This is a genomic window from Nocardia sp. NPDC058114 (genome assembly GCF_042884695.1).
GTDB lineage: Bacteria > Actinomycetota > Actinomycetes > Mycobacteriales > Mycobacteriaceae > Nocardia.
Window position 1 is genome coordinate 1,315,445 of the sequence record NZ_JBHVTK010000001.1, and the last position, 17,272, is coordinate 1,332,716.

Below are 17,272 nucleotides of genomic sequence, written 5' to 3' on the forward strand. Positions count from 1 at the left end.
CGGCGATCGAGGGTGGGTTCAGCTCCGGAAGTCCTCGAAATCGAAGCCCGGTGCGACGACGCAGCTCACCAGTACCTCCTCGCCACCGCACGGCCGGGCCGCCTGCCAATTACCCGCTGGGACGAGTTGCTGCACGCGGTGCCCCGACTCGATGGCTGGGCCGAGGATCACGGTCTCGGTTGTGGTGGGAGTGTCGCTGTCGCCGCCCAGCAGGAGTTCCAGTGGTCCGCCTCGATGCCACATCCACAATTCGTCGGAGCGCACGGCATGCCAGATCGACTGTTCGTGCTCGGGGAGCAGGAACAGGATGCCGGTCGCCGCGGCGCGTGGGCCCGGATAGTCAGTCGGCGCGAAAGTGTGCGCACTGCGCCAAGTTTCGCGAAACCAGCCGCCTTCGGGATGCGGCAGCAGGTCGAGGGTCTCCGCGGTCGAGGGCCGGTGCAGCAGTTCGGTATGGCGGCCTGCCGGGCCGCGCCGGGCCCACCGCACCTTCCCGGCGGGTAGGTGTCCCGCGGTCGGCGATGCCGCGCGCGGGGTGACGACGAGGATCTGCGCGGTCGGCGCCAGCGCATCGGCAACCAGAAGCGCCGACTCGTCGTCTGCCGCCCAGGCGGTCCGGTCGTCGTCGACGGGCAGCTGATCACCTCCCGACCGCCAGGCATCGAGGGTGGTCACCAACATCGGTTCGGTGTCGGTCGCGTCAGACACGAGTGGTTCCATGACATCGAGTGTTCCCCAAGATCGTGGAATGACGTGGTGCCGGCGTCGCTCGAGTCGGCGGTCGCGGATCGGAACCGGGGCACCCGCAACCCGGAACCAGTGGTGCCGACCGGGGTGCGCGACGGTCGCCGACGGATCTTGCCGTCGCGACTGCGGTCCCCTACTCTGCGAGCTGTACGAGTATTCGAAAGGCTGAGTTCGAGTATTTGTTTCGAGGCGGGTTCGCTCTGGCGAGCGAGCGCGTCGATGGCAGGAATCAGGGAGTCGCCCGTGTTCGCAAGAATGGGTCGCATCGCCGCGACCGCCGCGCTGTGTCTGACCGTGTCGCTCATGGTCACCACCGGAACCGCCGCCGCGGAGTTCGGTTCGCTACCGCCCGCGAATCCGCACCTGGGCCCGCCGGGAACCGCGACGATGCACGGGGATGCCGAGTCGTCCGACGCCACGCCTTTCGCGGGTCCCGGAACCGGAAGCATCGACAGCGACTTCCGCGAACTCGCTGCTGCGTGTCCGACCATTCTGCAAGGCGCGGACGGGATTCCGCAGGCGCTGTGCACCAAGATCATCGACCGGGCCCCGAAGGTGTTCCTGCTCGACCCCGGCAGCGGGCAGCCGCTGGCCTCCCTCGATTTGGCCAAGGGCAGCCTCCTCGGTGGTGTGTACGCCTATCTCGACAGCGACGACCGCATGGTCACCGTCGACGGCAGCGGGCAGCTGCTACGGATCGGCCACCGCAAGGACGGCGACGACTGGAAGCTGTTCGTCGAGACGAGAACCGATATAGCGCAAGCCGTCACAGGCCACTGCGGTGGTAGCGACTGCGACGCTGTGAGTTCGGTGATGCCCGACTTCGACGGCCGTGTGTGGTTCGCCACCGACAACGCGGTGGCGGGTTACTCCGATCCGGCGACCGGCGCGGCCCGGTCGATCGTGCTCGGTCCGGGGGAGAAGGTCGCCAACAGCATTTCCACCGCGCCCGAGGGCGTCTCGATCGCCACCACCCACGCGCTGTACCTGGTCGATGTCGACGAGACCGGCGGTCCCCGCATCGTGTGGCGCCAGGCCTACGACCGCGGTCCGGCCCGCAAGCCCGGTCAGCTCTCCTGGGGGACCGGTGCCACTCCCACCTTCTTCGGCCCCGGTAGCGGCACCGAGTACGTGGCGATCACCGACAACGCCGTGCCGAAGGAAAATCTGCTCGTGTTCGACACTGCCGGCGGCAATCCGGTGTGCTCGGTGCCGACGGTCAAGGGCACCGAGAACTCGCCGATCGGTTCCGGCAACAGCCTTTTCGTCGCCAGCACCTACGGGTACCCGTATCCCGCGGTGCCGGAGGGGGCGGGCGACAGCGACCCGGCGGATGCTTCGTTCACCGGGGGCATGGTCCGCGTAGACGTCAGCGGTTCCGGCTGTCAGGTGAAGTGGACCAATGATGTTCTGTCCGCGGCGGTTCCACGTCTGTCGGTGGCCGACGGCAAGATCTACACCGTCGCGCGCCACAGCATCATTTCGACCGGCAGCGCCGGGTTGACCGATACCTTCCGCTACACCGTGATCGACGCCGCTACCGGGCGCGTCGACACGGAGAAGGTCATCGGGGCCACCGCCGTGCACAACACCCTGCAGATGGTCGGCACCATCGCCCCCGACCGCACCCTCTATCAGGGCACGATGAGCGGGTTGTTCCGGATCGCACCTCGCTGAGCGGCGGGAACTAGCGCTCGGACGAACCGCTCGCCGATCCACTTCCCAGCAGGCACAACGGATTCGCCACCATCGCCGCCTGTGCCGAACCGGACGACGAACCGGTGATCCCGGAGTCGACCGGTGGCGTGCTCGGCGCGGGTAGTGCCGGGTTGCCCGAACCGCCCGTCATCATCGACTCGCCGTCGAGGTTCGCGGGCGCCGGGACATCGAGCAGATCCAGCACGGTCGGTGTGATGTCGGCGAGGGTGTAGCCGTTGTTCTCTGTGCCCGCCGCGAACCCCGCTCCCCGCGCGATCACGAAACTCGCTGTCTCGTAGGCGCTCTGACCGCCGTGCCCCCCATCCGGCTTGTGTCCGTGGTCGGTGGTGACCAGGATCGTCCACCGCTCGTTCGAATGCGCCGCCGCCCGCGCGTCCACCGCGGCGGTGATCTGCCCGACCAGGCTGTCCACGCGGCCGATGGCATCGCGATAGGCCTGCGGCCAGATTCCGCGCAGCGTGTGTCCGACGATGTCCACCTGATCGAGGTGCGTGAACAGCAGGTCGGTTCCCTGCTCGGTGATGGCCGAGACAACCTGCGCGGTGGCCGCGGAATCGGCGGTGGTCTCACAGACGCCCGCGCCGGTGGGATCGATCTGCGTGACGGTCACCCGATCGGCCTGCGGGCTGCCGGTGCGCGCGATCATGCCGATCTTGTCCCAGGTCCCGATGGAGGCCGTCGACAGCGCCGGACGCTCCCGCTCCACCTGCGTGAACACCGTCGGATATTGTGCGAAAGGTCCTGCGTTGCAGGTGGATCCATTGTCCTGAATCCCGTGCTTGGTATCCCATACGCCGGTCAGCGCCGTGGCCCACGAAACGCACGACATGGTGGTGTGCGGGGCGATGGAGGTGCGTGCCAGGGTGCCCTGCGCGGCCAGGCGGTCGAGGTTGGGGGCATCGGCCGCCGTCACCTCACTCCACAGGGTGCCGTCGATGCCGATGACCACGACCTTGTTCACGACCGGAGCCGCGGGGGCAGGCGCTGCCGTGGCGAAGGGGACAGCGGCCAGGGCCGCGGCTGCGAGGATGCGGTGAGTGCGAGACATGCGCGGCACCGTAATTGCCGAGCGCCGACGACAACCAGCGAATTGGACAATTGACCGGTACAGTCCCGCCCACTGGGACCGACGTCAGAACGCTTGCGGGCCGATCCGTTCCACCGCGACGAACACCGCCAATGCCAGCAGCACCACGGTCATCACGACATTCGACCATTCGCCGCGGCGCCCGTGCGTGACGATCGCGCCGACCATGATCACCGCCAGACCGATGGCGGCCGTGGGCACCAGCCAGGTGGCGATACCGAACACGCCGGGCAGGATCAGGCCGAGTGCGCCGGCGACTTCTGCCACGCCGATGAACTTGATCAGGCCTTCCGGAAAGGGCTCGGCCCAGCCCATTTTCGGGTCCGCGACGAGCTGTTCTTTGGATTTGGCGAGTTTCATCGCACCGGCCAGGAGAAAGACTGCGGCCAGCAGGCCGGAAACGATCCAAACGACGACATTCATGCCGCGACTCCGGTGTGCGAGGGCAGCGGGGCGCCGACCCAGGCCTCGACCTGATCGAGTATCAGTTCGCCCACTCATCGTACTGCGGCGCGGGACGGCAATCGGTGAACTTCCGGCCATTGCCGTGTGACGCGCGGTTGATTGCCATGGATTATCGCTGCGGGTCGACGCGGAAAACGACCGTAGGGTCGTCGAACATGAGCATTCGTCTCGGATATCAGATGCCCTACTTCGGCTACGCGGGCTCTGCGCGCGAACTGTTCCCGAAGGTCATCGCGCAGGCGCAGGAGGCGGAGGCAGCCGGATTCGATGCCGTGCTCTTCATGGACCACTTCTATCAGGTCTATGGGCAGCCCGACGATTGGATGCTGGAGGCCTACACGGCCCTGGCCGGGCTGGCCACCGTCACCGAGCGAATCCAGCTGGCCACCCTGATGACCTGCAACACCTACCGCAATCCGGCGCTGCTGGCCAAGATCGTCACGACGCTGGACGTGATCAGCGGCGGCCGCGCGGCCCTCGGCATCGGTGCGGGCTGGTTCGAGCTCGAGCACCGCGGCTACGGCTTCGACTACGGCAGCTTCACCGAGCGGTTCCAGCGGCTGGACGAGGCGCTGCAGATCATCTCGCCGATGCTGCGCGGGCAGCGGCCCACCTTCCAGGGCACGTGGTACCGCGCCGAGAACGCGATCAACGAGCCGCAGGTGCGCGACGACCTGCCGATCCTGCTCGGTGGCGGCGGTGAGAAGAAGACCTTCGGCCTGGCCGCGCGCTACGCCGACCACCTGAACATCCTCTGCCACACCAGCGACCTGCCCCAGAAATTGGCCACCCTGCGGCAGCGCTGCGAGGAGGCCGGGCGTGACCCACAGACTCTGGAGACCAGCTACCGCGCTGTCGTCGTCATCGACGAGAACGGCGACCGGGCTCGCAAGCTGGCGCAGGAGTTCATGCAGCGCGATGTCGTGGTGGCGATCTCGGCGGACAGCGTGTTCGCCGGAGCCCCCGACGATGTGGCGGAGCAGATCCAGCGCCGCATCCTGGATCACGGGGTCGACGGCATCATCGTGAACATGGTCGCCAACGGTCACGAGCCGGGCATCCTCGAATTGGCAGGCAAGGCCCTGAGTCCGCTGGTGCACCACTGATCAGCGACTGTGGCCGGCTGACGTCGGCGAGGGTGAATCACCGCACCGACCTTCACACTTTCGCCGGAATCAAGGGCTACAGATGGTGGTGGATGGGGTCGATCCAATGGACGGCGTCGGGCTTCTCGATCGGCTCGATGTCGAGATTGACCACGACGGCTTCGCTGTCGCTGCGCACCAGCACGCATTCCAAGGGTTCGTGGGTGCTGGCGTTGATTTCCTGGTGCGGGACATACGGTGGCACGAAGATGAAGTCGCCGGGCCCGGCCTCTGCGACGAATTCCAGCCGCTCGCCCCATCGCATCCGGGCGCGGCCGCGGATCACATAGATGACACTTTCGAGTGCGCCGTGATGGTGTGCGCCGGTCTTGGCGTCCGGATGGATCGTGACGGTCCCGGCCCAGATCTTCTGCGCGCCGACACGGGCGAAATCGATCGCGGCCGCCCGCTCCATTCCGGGTGTCTGCGCAGTGTTCGAATCCAGCTGATCGGCCTTGATCACCCGGACACCGTTGTGCCGCCAATCTTCGGCAGTCATGGTGCGCTCCTCCACGTCGATCGGTTCGAGCTGTATCGCCGAATGCGAGCGGGCCGGGGGACCGTCGCGCGCGGTTGAGGCTACGCAATCATGATTCGGCTGCCCGGTAGACGTTTTCACTCGGCGGGATCGAAAGAGGACCGCCACGCGCGGTCGCGGGGCTCGCTACAGGGTGGTGGGCTCGCCGAACACCGCTCCGCTGTCGTCGACTTCGGGTGTTTTGGTCAGCACGTAGGTGTATTGGCGGATGGTGGCAGGCCCGATGCAGTTGTCGACTTTGATGTGGAAGTCGCGGGTCACGATCTGCACGGTCTTGCCCGGGATGAGCGGTTTGCCGTCCCCGATGTCGACGTTGGTGATGTCGCCGGGTTGCAGGTCCAATTCCAGGAAGAGACCCGGGTCTATCGCGATGGAGGGCAGGATGCCGCTGAACTCCTGCACCTGTCCCGATTCGAACTCTTGTACTTGCCCGGACTCCTGGGTCTGGGACTGCACCGATTCGCCGGAACTCGACTGCTCGACAGTCTGCGACTGCGCTTGCTCGGTCGCCTGCCGCTGTACCTGTTCCGTCGCGGAGTTCTGCTGCGGCCCCTCCAGCCCGAATTCGGTGGTGGGATCGATGCCGGGGAGCACGGCACCGATCCTGGCCGGACAGCCCACGGAGTATCCGGTCTTGAGCAGGCCCTCGGCCTGCCCGTCGAGCCGTCCGTAGGCGACTGTGGAGACCAAGGCTTCACGGCTGGTGGGGGTGCTGTTCAACGGCGCGATTCGATTGATGACTTCGTCGTGCGTGCCGACGGTAAAACTGCCCATACTCGACTCGAAAGTCTTCTCGTGCGGTGGCAGATTGACGATATCGGCATGCGCGGTCGGCTGCGACAGAATGGCCAGCGCTGAGACGGCGTAACTCACTCTCCGGATGATTCGCAACATGACCCCGGACACTAGTGAATCGGCCGCCGTTTCCCTGTCGTCACGCGGGCGCGTGTCCCGACCGATGCGGCTTCTTGTTCGCCCGTTCATCCGCCGGTACACCGGTTCGCCACTGTGTGCACGCTCGAATACGGGGACGAAACGGCCCGAATCCGGCGACACAAGAAGATTTCGATATGGGTCGGATCTTTTCCACGGTGCACCGGCAGGTGCAGGATAGGAATTTGCCAGGCGAGGCCATATGCGAGGGAGGCGTTGTGAGCGTATTGTCCAGCGATCTGAAAACCTTGAGCTACGAAGCGTATGTCTACCTGTACTCCCTCGTCACGATGGACGTCACTCGCGAGCAGCAGACCAACTCCCCGGCGGACTCGACTCCGGGGTTCGGGCCCCCGAACCAGTTCCACCACATCCACGAGTTCCCTGATGTCCATTTTCGGGCGGTGGTTCGCCCGAATTTCGACACGCTCTACTCCTCGGCCTGGCTCGATCTGACCCGCGGTCCCGTGCAGATCCATGTTCCCGACAGTGGCGACCGCTATTACATGCTCCCGATGTTGGACGCGTGGACGGATGTTTTCGCCAATCCAGGCAAGCGCACCACCGGCACCGGCGAACTGGACTTCGTCGTCGTCGGCCCCGGCTACACCGGTGATCTTCCGGCTGACCTGCCCGTGATCCACGCGCCGACTCATCATGTGTGGGTGATCGGGCGCACCCAGACCAACGGGCCCGCCGACTACGTGGCGGTCAACAAGTTCCAGGCCGGACTCGAGATCACCGAGCTGGCCGCACCGGGACCGTTCGTGGCCGATCCGAGTTCGGCGAGCGAGACCGAACCGCTGCGCCAGGTCAACGCGATGTCGGCGACGGAGTTCTTCGTCCGTGCCGCTGCGGCGTTGCAGGTCGACCCGCCGCACGGCACCGACTTCTCCCAGCTCGCCCGCATCGCCCGGCTGGGTATCGTTCCCGGCCGGGACTTCGACGCCACCCGATTCTCCACCGATGAGCTCGCCGACATCGAAGCCGGTGTGCAGGCCGCGCGAGCGGCGGTGATGGCCGCACCGAAAAAGCTGGCGCCACCGGTCAACGGGTGGATCAGCGTGCTCGCCGACATCGGGGTGTACGGCAACGACTATTTCCGGCGTTCGGCCATCACGTTGGCGGGCTTGGGCGCCAACCCGCCCGAAGACGCGATCTACCCGTTGCTGGTCGCCGACGCCGACGGCCGGCCGCTCGACGGCGATACCGACTACGTGATCCACTTCGACGCGGGCGAGCTGCCGCCGGCGGCCGCGTTCTGGTCGGTCACCATGTACGACGACGAGGGGTTCCAGGCGCCGAACGAGCTCAACCGCTTCGCCATCGGCGACCGAGACGCACTGGTGCAGAATTCCGACGGCTCGCTCGACATCTACATCTCCCACACCAACCCGGGACCAGAGCGCGAATCGAACTGGCTGCCCGCGCCGAGCGGGCCCCTCGGTATCACCATGCGGCTGTATGCCCCTCGTACGGAAGCGCTCAACGGCACATGGGCGCCTCCGCCGGTCCGCAGGGCCTGATCAGCTGGTTCCGTAGAGCTCGATATGCCACATCTTGGCGATCACCCGCTCGATGCCCTGGGTGAGGTGGCGTCGGTAGGTCGAGAACGGCAGCCCGAGTAGTTCGGCGGCCCGTTCCTGGGTGGGCGCCGGACGCAGGTAGGTGCGGTCGAGGACGCGGTAGAGCTTCTCACCGCGCGAGTCCTCGCGCACCGACTCGACGATCGTGGTGAGGAGATCGCGCAGCGCGGCACCGGTGGCGGGGCCCGGTCGGTCGGCGACCACTCTCGAGCGCAGCAGCGGATTGCGTTCGAGGCCGTCGCCCCGTCCTATCCCGCGCAACGCGGAGCGGACGGCGTCGGCGAATTCGGGCTGGGACAGCACGAGTTCGGGCGTGGGCGGCACGGGTCGCGCGGGGACCCCGCCGACGACACGATCACTGGTCAGGTCGAGCCATTCGGGGATGCCCACCCGGCGCCAGTCGTGGGCGTACACCGCGTACCGCCGGCCACCGACCTCGTATTCGGCATCGTGGGCACGATGGAAATCGATGTGGGTCATGAAGGGTTCCCAGGCGTCGGCGGCCTCGAACGCGCCGATGAAGTCCCACGTCAGATCCGGACGCGACAACCAGAACTGCGTCGAGCAAGCCGTCACCACATTGATGGTCGGCGACGGACGCTGGTTGAGTTCCGCGTCGATGAGGAACCGTCCCGCGTGCACCGGTTCGCCGGGCCGTGGCCTGCCGTACCTGGTCGCGTAGTCCCACATGGCGTGGGTGCCGGGGTCAGCGGCCAGCTCGGCCTCCGTCGCGTCGTGTAGCGCCAGCCGACAGAAGTAGCCGATCGGTGCGCTGCCCGAGCCTTGCACCACGACGAACTGCTCGGGCTGACGAGCCAGCCAGAAGTCCACCAACTCGGCTTGCTCGGGGCCCTGGTGCCGCTTCGTCATCGCCAGGATCGATTCCCGATACTCCGCGCGGTATCGGTCGGGGAAGGCCCGGCCGAAGGTCGACCAGTCCCAGTACGCCGAGATCGACGGGTTGTGGCGGTGGAGGAAGACGAGGTCGGCCACCGGCCAGCGATTCTGTTGCGCGGTGGCGTCGAGGACCTCGATGAGGTGCGCGCGCACGCGGCGATGCACGTCGAGGTAGGACTCCGGATCACGCCAGCGCAAGTCGGCGTCGAGAACGTCGCGGGCGATCTCGTGCGGCGCGAGCCCGAGCGGCCCCGGCTCGATGATCGCCAGCTCGCGCAGCCACTCGAACACGTCGGCGCAGTCGGATTCGCCGAGCGCGGCCCGCAGCAGCGCCTCGGTGGTGAACCGGACGTGCGCGCACACCTCCAGTGCGGCCCGGTGACGTTTGCTCGGCACCGAATCGACGAACCGCGCGAGCAGGGCGCGCACCGCGTCGGGGGCCTCGACCAGTGCGGCGGGCAACTCGCCCGCGGTCTGGGCGAGCACGTCGACCAGTAGCGACAGCGCCAGCGGGTGGCCGTGGGTGAGCGCCAGCATCCGCTCGTGCTTGGCTTCGGGCACCTCGGCGATCCGCAGATAGGCGCGGGCGTCGTCGGGTGCGAGGTTGCGCAACGAGATCGTGCGCAACAGATCCCGCCAACCGGGGTCGTCCGACCACGCGCGGGCAGGCGGATGACGGCCGGCGATCACCACGAGAACAGTCGTGGCCAACACCGGCAGAAACGTCTCGCGCAGCCAATCCTCCAGCGGCGCGAGACGTTCGAACGTGTCGATGAACACCACCGAGGACATCGCGGGGCCCAGCGCGGTGCGCAACGACTCGGGCGACGGCTCGACCGTGCGTCCGTCGACCCGCGTCGTCGTCGCGCCCGCGAGTTCGGCGAGTTCGAGCATTTCGGCCAGCAGCGCGGACTTGCCGATGCCGCCCGGCCCGTGCAGGAACAGCACCGTGAACGGTGGTTCGTCCGCGTCGAGCGCGGTGCGGAACAGTTCCACTTCGCCCGCCCGCCCGACGAACCGCCGCCTGCGCGCCGATCGGAGCCGGTCGGCGACGGTCCTCGCGTCGTCAGTCATCTCTCAGTTCCGTTCATCCACGGTGCCCGCTGGCGATCGTCACCGGGCGAGCACCCGCGGTGGTGGCGCCACCGAGTCGCCGCGTCTGCGCATCCCGACCGATACCCGCGCGAGGGTACTCGGCCGCATCAGCCACGCGGGAGGGTCCAGCAATGCCGAGACGCGCAGGAATCGCGCGGCGACCACGGGGTCGTGCCTGCCCACTTCGAGCAGCCGACGAACGTAGGCGTTGACCAGCCGGATCTGGAGGGTGCGGGTGCCTTCCACCAGCGGTTGCGTCAGGTCGGCGCCGACAGCGAGTCGCCAGGCGACGTTCACCGGAATCGCAGAGGCACGGAAGTACCGGCGTTCCACGTCGTCCCCGCCGGTGTGCAGGCACTCGCGCAAGGCCATGGCCTGCAACGCGGCCACCGACATGCCCTGTGCGTAGATGGGATTGAAGCCGCACAGGGCGTCACCGAGCGCTATCAGTCCCCGGGGGAAGCGGCTGACCAGGTCGTAGCGGCGACGGCGGTTGGCGTCGTACCGGTAGGTCGTCACCGGGGACAGCGCCTCCGCGGCGCGCAACGCGTCGAGCACGTGCGGAGGCGCGAACGGCGCCACGAACTCGACCAGTTCGTCGAAACTCGTGCCGGGGTGATGGTCTCGATACCCGGTCGCGGTGAACAACCACGTGCCGTCCTCGGTCGCGAACAACGCCATCCCGATCGGCCGGTCGGGGGCGGGGCCGATCAGTACCAGCGTCTCCGGTTCGCTCCCCGGGCGCAGCCGCAGCGCCACGCTCGAGTACCCGATGTGCACGGAAACCCTTTCCTCGGCGGGCATGTCGAAGCCGAGCTCGGCCACCCAGGCCGGCGTGCGCGTGCCACGGCCCATGGCGTCGACGACGAGATCAGCGGCGAGTACTTCCTCGGCACTGCCTGCCGTGCGGGAGATGATCCTGACACCGGTGACCGCGGCCTCATCCGCGACCAGGCCGACCACATCGTTGCCGTCGGCGAACCGCAGGTTCGGCAACACCCGAACACGGTCCCGCACACGACCTTCCAGATGCGGCCTGGTCGGCAGATAGGTCGTGACATCCGGTTGGACGGCGGCCGAGAGCCGGTTGCCCCCGATCGAGAAATAGAAGTCGGTGTAGTCCTCGATCACCTTCGTACCGGCGCGGACGAGCTCGTCGAGCAGGCCGGGAAACAGCCGCTCGAGCGCCTGGGATCCGCTGGGCAGCAACGCGTGCACATGCTTGCCCTGCGGCACCCCACGACGCGGGGCGTACTGACCGTCGAGACGGTCTCGTTCCACCACGGTGACCCGGTCATAGGAATCGGACAGCACTCGGGCGGCGAGCAGACCTGCCATGCTCGCGCCGAGTACCACTGCGTGTTCACCTCTGCGAACCATCGCGCACCTCCTGGAGTCTCAGCGATGGTGCGAGCGTGCGACACGCGACTGCTCGATTACCAGTCCACTTCCCTGCTCACCTCGACGGGCGAGTGCCACGAAGTATCCACGGCGGTCCGATGGCGGACCCGGCTCACCGAATCGGCCACCGAGGACACCACGATCGGAGCGTCCCACGCGACCATCGCGGTCAACCGCGCACGCGACCGGTGGCCGGTTTGGTTCGCCACAGCTCGATTCCGATGTCGACGAGGTCGACTCGGTCGAGGTGCTCGATGTCGGTGAGCGGATGCCAGGCGGCGAGGTCGGTCGATCCGTTGGTTTCGTTGCGGAGTTCGCCGGCCCGAATGTGGCCTTCGTACACGATTCGTAAGCCGTGGAAGTCGGCGAATTCACCACGCGGGCGCGGGTATCGGCGGTTGATCGAGTCGATGCCGAGGAGTTCGACGAGTTCGACGGTGTACCCGGTCTCCTCGGTGACCTCACGGACGGCCGTCGCGATCGGATCCTCGCCGTGTTCCATTCCGCCGCCCGGAAGCGTCCACTGCCTGTCACCGTCGGGTGACACCCATCTGGCGAGCAGGATCTCGATCGCTCCACGGGACTCCCGAACGCAGATCGCGTAGGCAGCGACTCGAAGCTCTTTCCTCACCGGGCGAGCCTACCGGCGACCAGCGGTCAGCTTCGTGGGGCCGGGTTACCCGTGACTGTTAAATTGTCGTCGGGCAGACGAAAGGGCCGCTGATGGCGACACGCGCTGAACAGAAGGACGCGACGCGGGCGCGCATTCTGAACGCCGCGACTTCGCTGCTGGTCGAACGCGGCTATTCGGCCTTGACCACCGTGGGCGTGCAGCAGCGGGCGGGCCTGAGTCGCGGCGCGCTCCTGCACCATTTCCCGACAGCGCGCGATCTGTCCGAGGCGCTGGTGGCGAATCTGGTCGTGCTCAACGAAGCGGCGACACAGGCGGCGGCGGTGAAATTGGGCGACACGGTGGACCCGGTCGAGCGCGCGCTGACCGCGTTGTACTCGGCGATGACGCAACCGCCCGCGCGTGCCGAGTTCGAGCTGTGGGCTGCGGCGGGCACCGATCCCGATCTTGCCGCAGCACTGCGGGTGGCCGAGCGCAAGGCGGGGCGCGATCTGCACCGGGTGATCGATGGGCTGTTCGGGGCGGGGATCGTGGCGCATCCGCGTTATCCGGCCGTCCGTGACCTGACCGTCGCCATCCTGCGGGGACTCGCCGGCACGCGTGCACTACAGCTCTCAGATCAGGCGAACCGCGTCGTGCTCGAGCAGTGGGCTGACACAATTCGCATCCTGGTGGGTCACGTCAGCGACGCCGACGGATAGGGCTCGACATCCACCCGGGCACCGCGCCGATTCCGCTGCCTCCGCCGGGGACAACCGCGGTTCGTCCATGCAGTTGCATGATTCATTCCTGCTCGGTGTGGCTGCGGTCGAACCGGGCTCGTTTGTAGTCGCCGAAGGGTTCGTCGCGTTCGCGCACTGCTTCCCGGAAACCGACTGTGGCGGCGCGCATTTGGAATTCGTAGCCTTCCCGGGTGTGACGGGAGATGCCGTCGAAGACGGTGCTGACCATGCCGGAGTTGGCCACGCCTTGTGACAGCAGTGCCGAGTTGAGAGCGAGCTTGGCCATCATCAGCTGATTGACCGGCATGCGGGCGATCCGGCCGACCAGTTCCTCGGTGCGTTCGTCGAGTTCCTCCGCCGGGCACGATTCCACCGCCAGACCCCATTCTTCGGCTTGTTTGCCGCTGATGCTGTCACCGGTGAAGAGCAGCCGCTTGGCGCGGGCGTCGCCGATACGGTGGGCCCACATACCGGCTGCGGGAATACCCCAGGTGCGGGTGGGCGGGTAGCCGATCTTGGTGTCGTCGGCGCAGATGATCTGGTCGCTGAACAGGGCGATATCGGTGCCGCCCGCGATGGCGAAGCCGTGCAGTTTCGCGACGGTGGGCTTGTTGGCGTGCAACAGGCTGGCGAAGCCCTTGTTGCAGCGGCTCATCATCGCGTAGTCGATCATCGGGTCCCAGGTACCCCACGGATTGTGGTTGAGCGCATTCACCACCGGGTCGAGCACAGTGCCGTTGACATCGTCCGGGCCTTCGGCGGTTCGGAAGCTCTTCTCCGCGAACATGTCCAGGTCGTAGCCGCCGCAGAAGCCCTTCCCGCGGCCACTGACCAGGATCACGTGCACGCGCGGGTCCAGATCGGCGCGCTCGACGGCGTGGGTGAGGTCGCGTGGGGTGTCGGGGGTGATCGAATTGCCCTTTTCCGGGCGGTTGAAAGTGATGCGGGCGATGCGTCCGTCGCGCTCGTAGGTGAGAGTCGAGTACTCGTGGTCGTAGTCGGGCGCGGGTCGGTCTCGCCACGGGGAGTCCGGACCTTCGGTCCAATTGTCGTACCAGCCGGCGGGACGATGGCCTGCGTGAGGTCGGTTCTCGGACATCGACGGTCCCTTCGGATGCGATTCGGCGGACGGCAGCTCACGGGGAGGTGGTCGGCGCGTGGTCGGACCAGCCTGACCCATTCGATAGTTCACAGTCAAGTGTGACTGTGAAATTTCGCCGCGTCGTCGGCGACCGGCCGCAGTCCATGTCCGCATGACGATGAGAGTGCTGCCGCAGCAAGAGTTTCCTCACTCCGGAGGAGACCGTCGCACGCCGGACAAAGGTGTCTGCCAAGCTCCGGGGTCGGCAACAGGAAACCGGCGACCGGTCACCAGGGTGGGTACGAGTCGGATGAAGAAGTTCTTCTCCCCGGGCTGCCACGGAGAGAGGGGCAGATCCACGGTGTCCATCAGGTCACCGATCTCACGGATCCCTTCGGCTCGCCCCTTGATCACGACGCTCCAGGCTTCGTGAGACTCAGGGAGGTAACCGTCGACTTCCAAGGCGACGCGCGCATCGGACAACGCGGCGGACACCTTCGTACCTCGCGCGGATCGGAACACAATGGTTCCGTGATCGACCGCGTAGTTGAGGGGGAAGATATCCGGATGGTCATCCACCCACACGGCGAGGCGGCCTATTTCCTCGGTACGGAGTAGCGCCCAGCTTTCGTTGACAGCAAGCTCCTTGACACTCGGGTCGTCGCTTCCCATCTTTTTCCCTTCCTGTCGTGGATATCCGCCTGTCCTCCCAAGCACCTTTCCGTCTATGTTCGGGCACCTTCGTCGTATTCCTCCAAATCTAAACGCTGTGTCCCCCCCGGAACCGTCATTTGTCCTGATCCTTTCTGACAGCAGTAACCTCGCTGCTTGCGAACCGCGCCCAGAACAGCACTGCCGACACGGTGTGTGCGGGTCGCCGCCCGTCCGCAACCGGGGCCGAGGTTGGGAAGCGCTGCCCTGGGTCTGTCAGGCAGATCGCGAAGCCGATTACCGGACGACCGTGTCGGACTGGTCCGCCGACTGGTAGTCGCGCACGATCAGCGCGGACTGAAGCAACCAAATGAGCTTTGGATCATGGGCACTGAGACCCACGAGGTCGTAGATACGCCGGAGCCTGTAGTCGACGGTGTTCATATGGATATGGGTTTCACGTGAGGTGAGTCGGCGATTGAGACCGTTGCCGAGATGTGCGCGCAGCGTGCTGATCAGGTCCGGAAACTCGGCAACCGGATCGAGAAACGATGCGAGACGATCCCGCCCAGGCCCTGGCCGAGTCAGTTGGTACTCGACAGCGAGGTCTCCGATCTCGTACATGCCCGGCGGGCGATGGAGTCGTGTCGCCACATCCAAGAGTTCGTGCGCCTCCTCGGCGGCCGAGGGAATCCGATCTCGGTCGGCGGCGATCCCCACCACGGTGAGTGCGGTCAGTCCGACCGTGCCGCGGATCTTCGCGGTGGGAAATGATTCCGGCACCAGAATCGTCGCGCCGAACCGGGACTCCAAACCCGGCACAGGATGCCCGAAGCTTGTCGACAGCATCGCCCGGAAGTCGCGCGGTGATACCGCGTCGCGCGCGGACCGATCCGCTGCCACCGCGAGCACGGTGTACCGCTTATCGGGTGGCGCCCCGTGCTCACGGGTAGCTCTCGTCGTATGCCGGCCCCTGAGCAGAGTGCGCGCCACATACCCACCGCGATCGCCGCTGGGCGGTGCGACCTCCAGATAGATCGTCGATATCGTGGCGGTCACCGAGCTCAACGCATCCATCAGTCGGCGCACTTCGTCGAAGGGCGCGCAGCGGGCTTCGAGATCGTCCATGTGTAGCCGGAACCCTGCGTGAACATGGTGCTGCACAGTGTCGATCGGGACGCCGATGCTCGCCCACCGCGCAACAACCGGACGAAGACGCGGCGTCCCGAGGCCGCGGTGTGTCCGGGCTGTGTCGGACACCAGTACCAGACAGTCGGCAACGATGGCGCTGATCTCCTCGCGCAGAACGTTTCCTCGTCGGCTGCGACGCGGGATGGTTTCGAGGATCTTGTGCGCGATCCGGGCGGTCGCCGGCGAGAGTTGCGCGGGCGACCCGAGTTCGGTGTGGCTGGTCATCGGGGGCTCACAGTGTTTCGCCCTCCAGGTCAGGTTGTGGCTTCAGTCCATCGGTGATCGCGTCGGCGAGCGACGGCGAGTCCGAGGTCACGCCGGGCTCCGCGCCGGCAGATGTCGCTCCGAGTGCGTGCCCGACGGCAACCCCCACGATGAGCGCCGGGGCCACGGCGGACCGGCGCATGTGCTGCTTCATTGCAAGCATTTCCTACAAGTCCTATCTGATCGACCGCGCACCACGGATACCGGTGACTGGGACCACAATCGAGCGATCATGTGATGTAGGTCGCTGCGCAGCGGCGGCAAGCAAAGTCTGTACCCATCGGTATGTGCCGTCACTGCACTGAGGTCCAGAGTCGACAGAGGTGACCTTGTCCTCGGCGCCAAACCCTGATCAGCCTTCGTCCTGTCGACTGCTCCGGGCCCGGAACCCGAATTCCCTTTTCAGCCGAGTTATTAGGGAAATTCGCGTTATTGTTATTGTCGGAGCGGACTGTGTTATCGCAGCCCTGCATTTAACTGATCGTTCAGGGTTCGGCTACCCGGGGCCTTTGTCATACAGCAATGACATCGTCCGTTCCGGGCCTGACGCTGCACCAGCGGCTGGCCGAGGTCGCGACCGCGCACTCGCAGGTCCGCACCACGTTCTGGTCATTGTCGCAGTCGACCCTCACCTATGCCGAACTCCGGGAACGGTCCGTTGCAGCCGCTACGGCGCTGGTCGCGCGCGGCGAGCCGGTCGGCCTGCTATGCCCGCACGGGCGCCGAGGAACCGTTGCAGGGTCGGACGCACGGTTTGGTCGGAGGTGCGTTTGGGTCGTCGGGTGGTGGCGGGGGCCGGTTTGGCGGCGCGGGTGAGGTCGTCGAGTTGCAGCGCCCGGGCAAGGGCGTGGACGATCTCGTCGGAGACGCCGGTGAGGTTGCCGCGTTCCATGCGCGCGTAGTAGTCGACGCTGATCCCGGCCAGGTGTGCACGCTACGTACTTCACGTCGCCTGAGCAGCGCAAGGAACACCTCAGAATCCTCGCTCAGTCCCACCACCGAGCCGGTCAGCCGATCAAGGCTGCGCGCAGCCGGCATTGCAAGTGTCGGAGAGGCTGGCCGGTCGCGCGGTAGGCGGCAATTGACTACGTTCGCCAGGTTCGATCGTGGCATCATGTT

At 66.5% G+C, this 17,272-nt stretch carries 17 protein-coding genes; 4 read left to right on the forward strand and 13 right to left on the reverse strand.

The genetic code is table 11. The features are described 5' to 3' along the window. Positions 1-18: 18 nt before the first annotated feature. Positions 19-447 (reverse strand): cupin domain-containing protein, encoded by a 429-nt coding sequence (locus tag ACFVVI_RS06025; RefSeq protein WP_387444464.1) that lies wholly within the window; start codon positions 445-447, stop codon positions 19-21. 555 nt (positions 448-1,002) lie between these two features. On the opposite strand from ACFVVI_RS06025, the gene ACFVVI_RS06030 reads away from it, so the two are divergent. Further along, complete coding sequence (locus ACFVVI_RS06030) at positions 1,003-2,424, forward strand: hypothetical protein (RefSeq protein WP_387444467.1); 1,422 nt, start codon at positions 1,003-1,005, stop codon at positions 2,422-2,424. 10 nt (positions 2,425-2,434) lie between these two features. On the opposite strand, the gene ACFVVI_RS06035 is transcribed toward ACFVVI_RS06030, so the two are convergent. Continuing rightward, the gene (locus tag ACFVVI_RS06035; protein WP_387443561.1) at positions 2,435-3,514 is read right to left on the reverse strand and encodes an alkaline phosphatase family protein; all 1,080 of its coding nucleotides are present in this window, start codon (positions 3,512-3,514) and stop codon (positions 2,435-2,437) included. An 84-nt stretch (positions 3,515-3,598) separates the two neighbouring features. Then, entirely contained in the window at positions 3,599-3,976 is a 378-nt protein-coding gene (locus tag ACFVVI_RS06040) for a DoxX family protein (RefSeq protein ID WP_387443564.1), read from the reverse strand. A 197-nt stretch (positions 3,977-4,173) separates the two neighbouring features. On the opposite strand from ACFVVI_RS06040, the gene ACFVVI_RS06045 reads away from it, so the two are divergent. Then, on the forward strand, positions 4,174-5,124 hold the full coding sequence (locus ACFVVI_RS06045) for a TIGR03560 family F420-dependent LLM class oxidoreductase (RefSeq protein WP_379314218.1): 951 nt from the start codon (positions 4,174-4,176) through the stop codon (positions 5,122-5,124). A gap of 76 nt (positions 5,125-5,200) precedes the next feature. Here ACFVVI_RS06045 and ACFVVI_RS06050 read toward each other — a convergent pair whose 3' ends face one another. Both ACFVVI_RS06050 and ACFVVI_RS06055 read right to left on the reverse strand, forming a co-directional pair. Continuing rightward, a complete protein-coding gene (locus ACFVVI_RS06050) occupies positions 5,201-5,662 on the reverse strand; it encodes a cupin domain-containing protein (RefSeq protein ID WP_378987585.1) in 462 nt (153 codons plus the stop codon). 165 nt (positions 5,663-5,827) lie between these two features. Further along, complete coding sequence (locus tag ACFVVI_RS06055; RefSeq protein WP_387443567.1) at positions 5,828-6,574, reverse strand: MspA family porin; 747 nt, start codon at positions 6,572-6,574, stop codon at positions 5,828-5,830. Positions 6,575-6,852: 278 nt separating this feature from the next. Between ACFVVI_RS06055 and ACFVVI_RS06060 the strand changes: the two genes are divergently transcribed. Then, positions 6,853-8,160 carry a DUF1254 domain-containing protein gene (locus ACFVVI_RS06060; RefSeq protein WP_387443570.1) on the forward strand — a complete coding sequence of 436 codons (1,308 nt, stop codon included), beginning with the start codon at positions 6,853-6,855 and terminating at the stop codon, positions 8,158-8,160. Here ACFVVI_RS06060 and ACFVVI_RS06065 read toward each other — a convergent pair whose 3' ends face one another. The 3 genes from ACFVVI_RS06065 to ACFVVI_RS06075 form a co-directional block, all read right to left on the reverse strand. Next, entirely contained in the window at positions 8,161-10,191 is a 2,031-nt protein-coding gene (locus ACFVVI_RS06065) for an ATP-binding protein (protein WP_387443572.1), read from the reverse strand. It abuts the gene before it with no gap. A 39-nt stretch (positions 10,192-10,230) separates the two neighbouring features. Then, positions 10,231-11,592 carry an FAD-dependent oxidoreductase gene (locus ACFVVI_RS06070; RefSeq protein WP_387443574.1) on the reverse strand — a complete coding sequence of 454 codons (1,362 nt, stop codon included), beginning with the start codon at positions 11,590-11,592 and terminating at the stop codon, positions 10,231-10,233. A gap of 190 nt (positions 11,593-11,782) precedes the next feature. Next, a complete protein-coding gene (locus tag ACFVVI_RS06075) occupies positions 11,783-12,244 on the reverse strand; it encodes an NUDIX hydrolase (RefSeq protein ID WP_378987570.1) in 462 nt (153 codons plus the stop codon). A gap of 92 nt (positions 12,245-12,336) precedes the next feature. On the opposite strand from ACFVVI_RS06075, the gene ACFVVI_RS06080 reads away from it, so the two are divergent. Then, positions 12,337-12,945, forward strand: coding sequence for a TetR/AcrR family transcriptional regulator (locus ACFVVI_RS06080; protein WP_387443576.1), 609 nt, complete (start codon positions 12,337-12,339; stop codon positions 12,943-12,945). An 82-nt stretch (positions 12,946-13,027) separates the two neighbouring features. Here ACFVVI_RS06080 and ACFVVI_RS06085 read toward each other — a convergent pair whose 3' ends face one another. From ACFVVI_RS06085 to ACFVVI_RS06105, 5 genes are all read right to left on the reverse strand, one after another. After that, positions 13,028-14,065: a crotonase/enoyl-CoA hydratase family protein gene (locus ACFVVI_RS06085; RefSeq protein WP_387443579.1), complete on the reverse strand. Its 1,038-nt coding sequence runs from the start codon at positions 14,063-14,065 to the stop codon at positions 13,028-13,030. Between the two features lie 189 nt (positions 14,066-14,254). Further along, complete coding sequence (locus ACFVVI_RS06090; RefSeq protein ID WP_387443581.1) at positions 14,255-14,719, reverse strand: pyridoxamine 5'-phosphate oxidase family protein; 465 nt, start codon at positions 14,717-14,719, stop codon at positions 14,255-14,257. A gap of 276 nt (positions 14,720-14,995) precedes the next feature. Next, entirely contained in the window at positions 14,996-16,114 is a 1,119-nt protein-coding gene (locus tag ACFVVI_RS06095; RefSeq protein ID WP_387443583.1) for a PucR family transcriptional regulator, read from the reverse strand. 7 nt (positions 16,115-16,121) lie between these two features. Beyond that, entirely contained in the window at positions 16,122-16,307 is a 186-nt protein-coding gene (locus tag ACFVVI_RS06100; RefSeq protein ID WP_387443585.1) for a hypothetical protein, read from the reverse strand. 513 nt (positions 16,308-16,820) lie between these two features. After that, complete coding sequence (locus ACFVVI_RS06105) at positions 16,821-17,045, reverse strand: hypothetical protein (RefSeq protein ID WP_387443588.1); 225 nt, start codon at positions 17,043-17,045, stop codon at positions 16,821-16,823. Positions 17,046-17,272 lie beyond the last annotated feature (227 nt).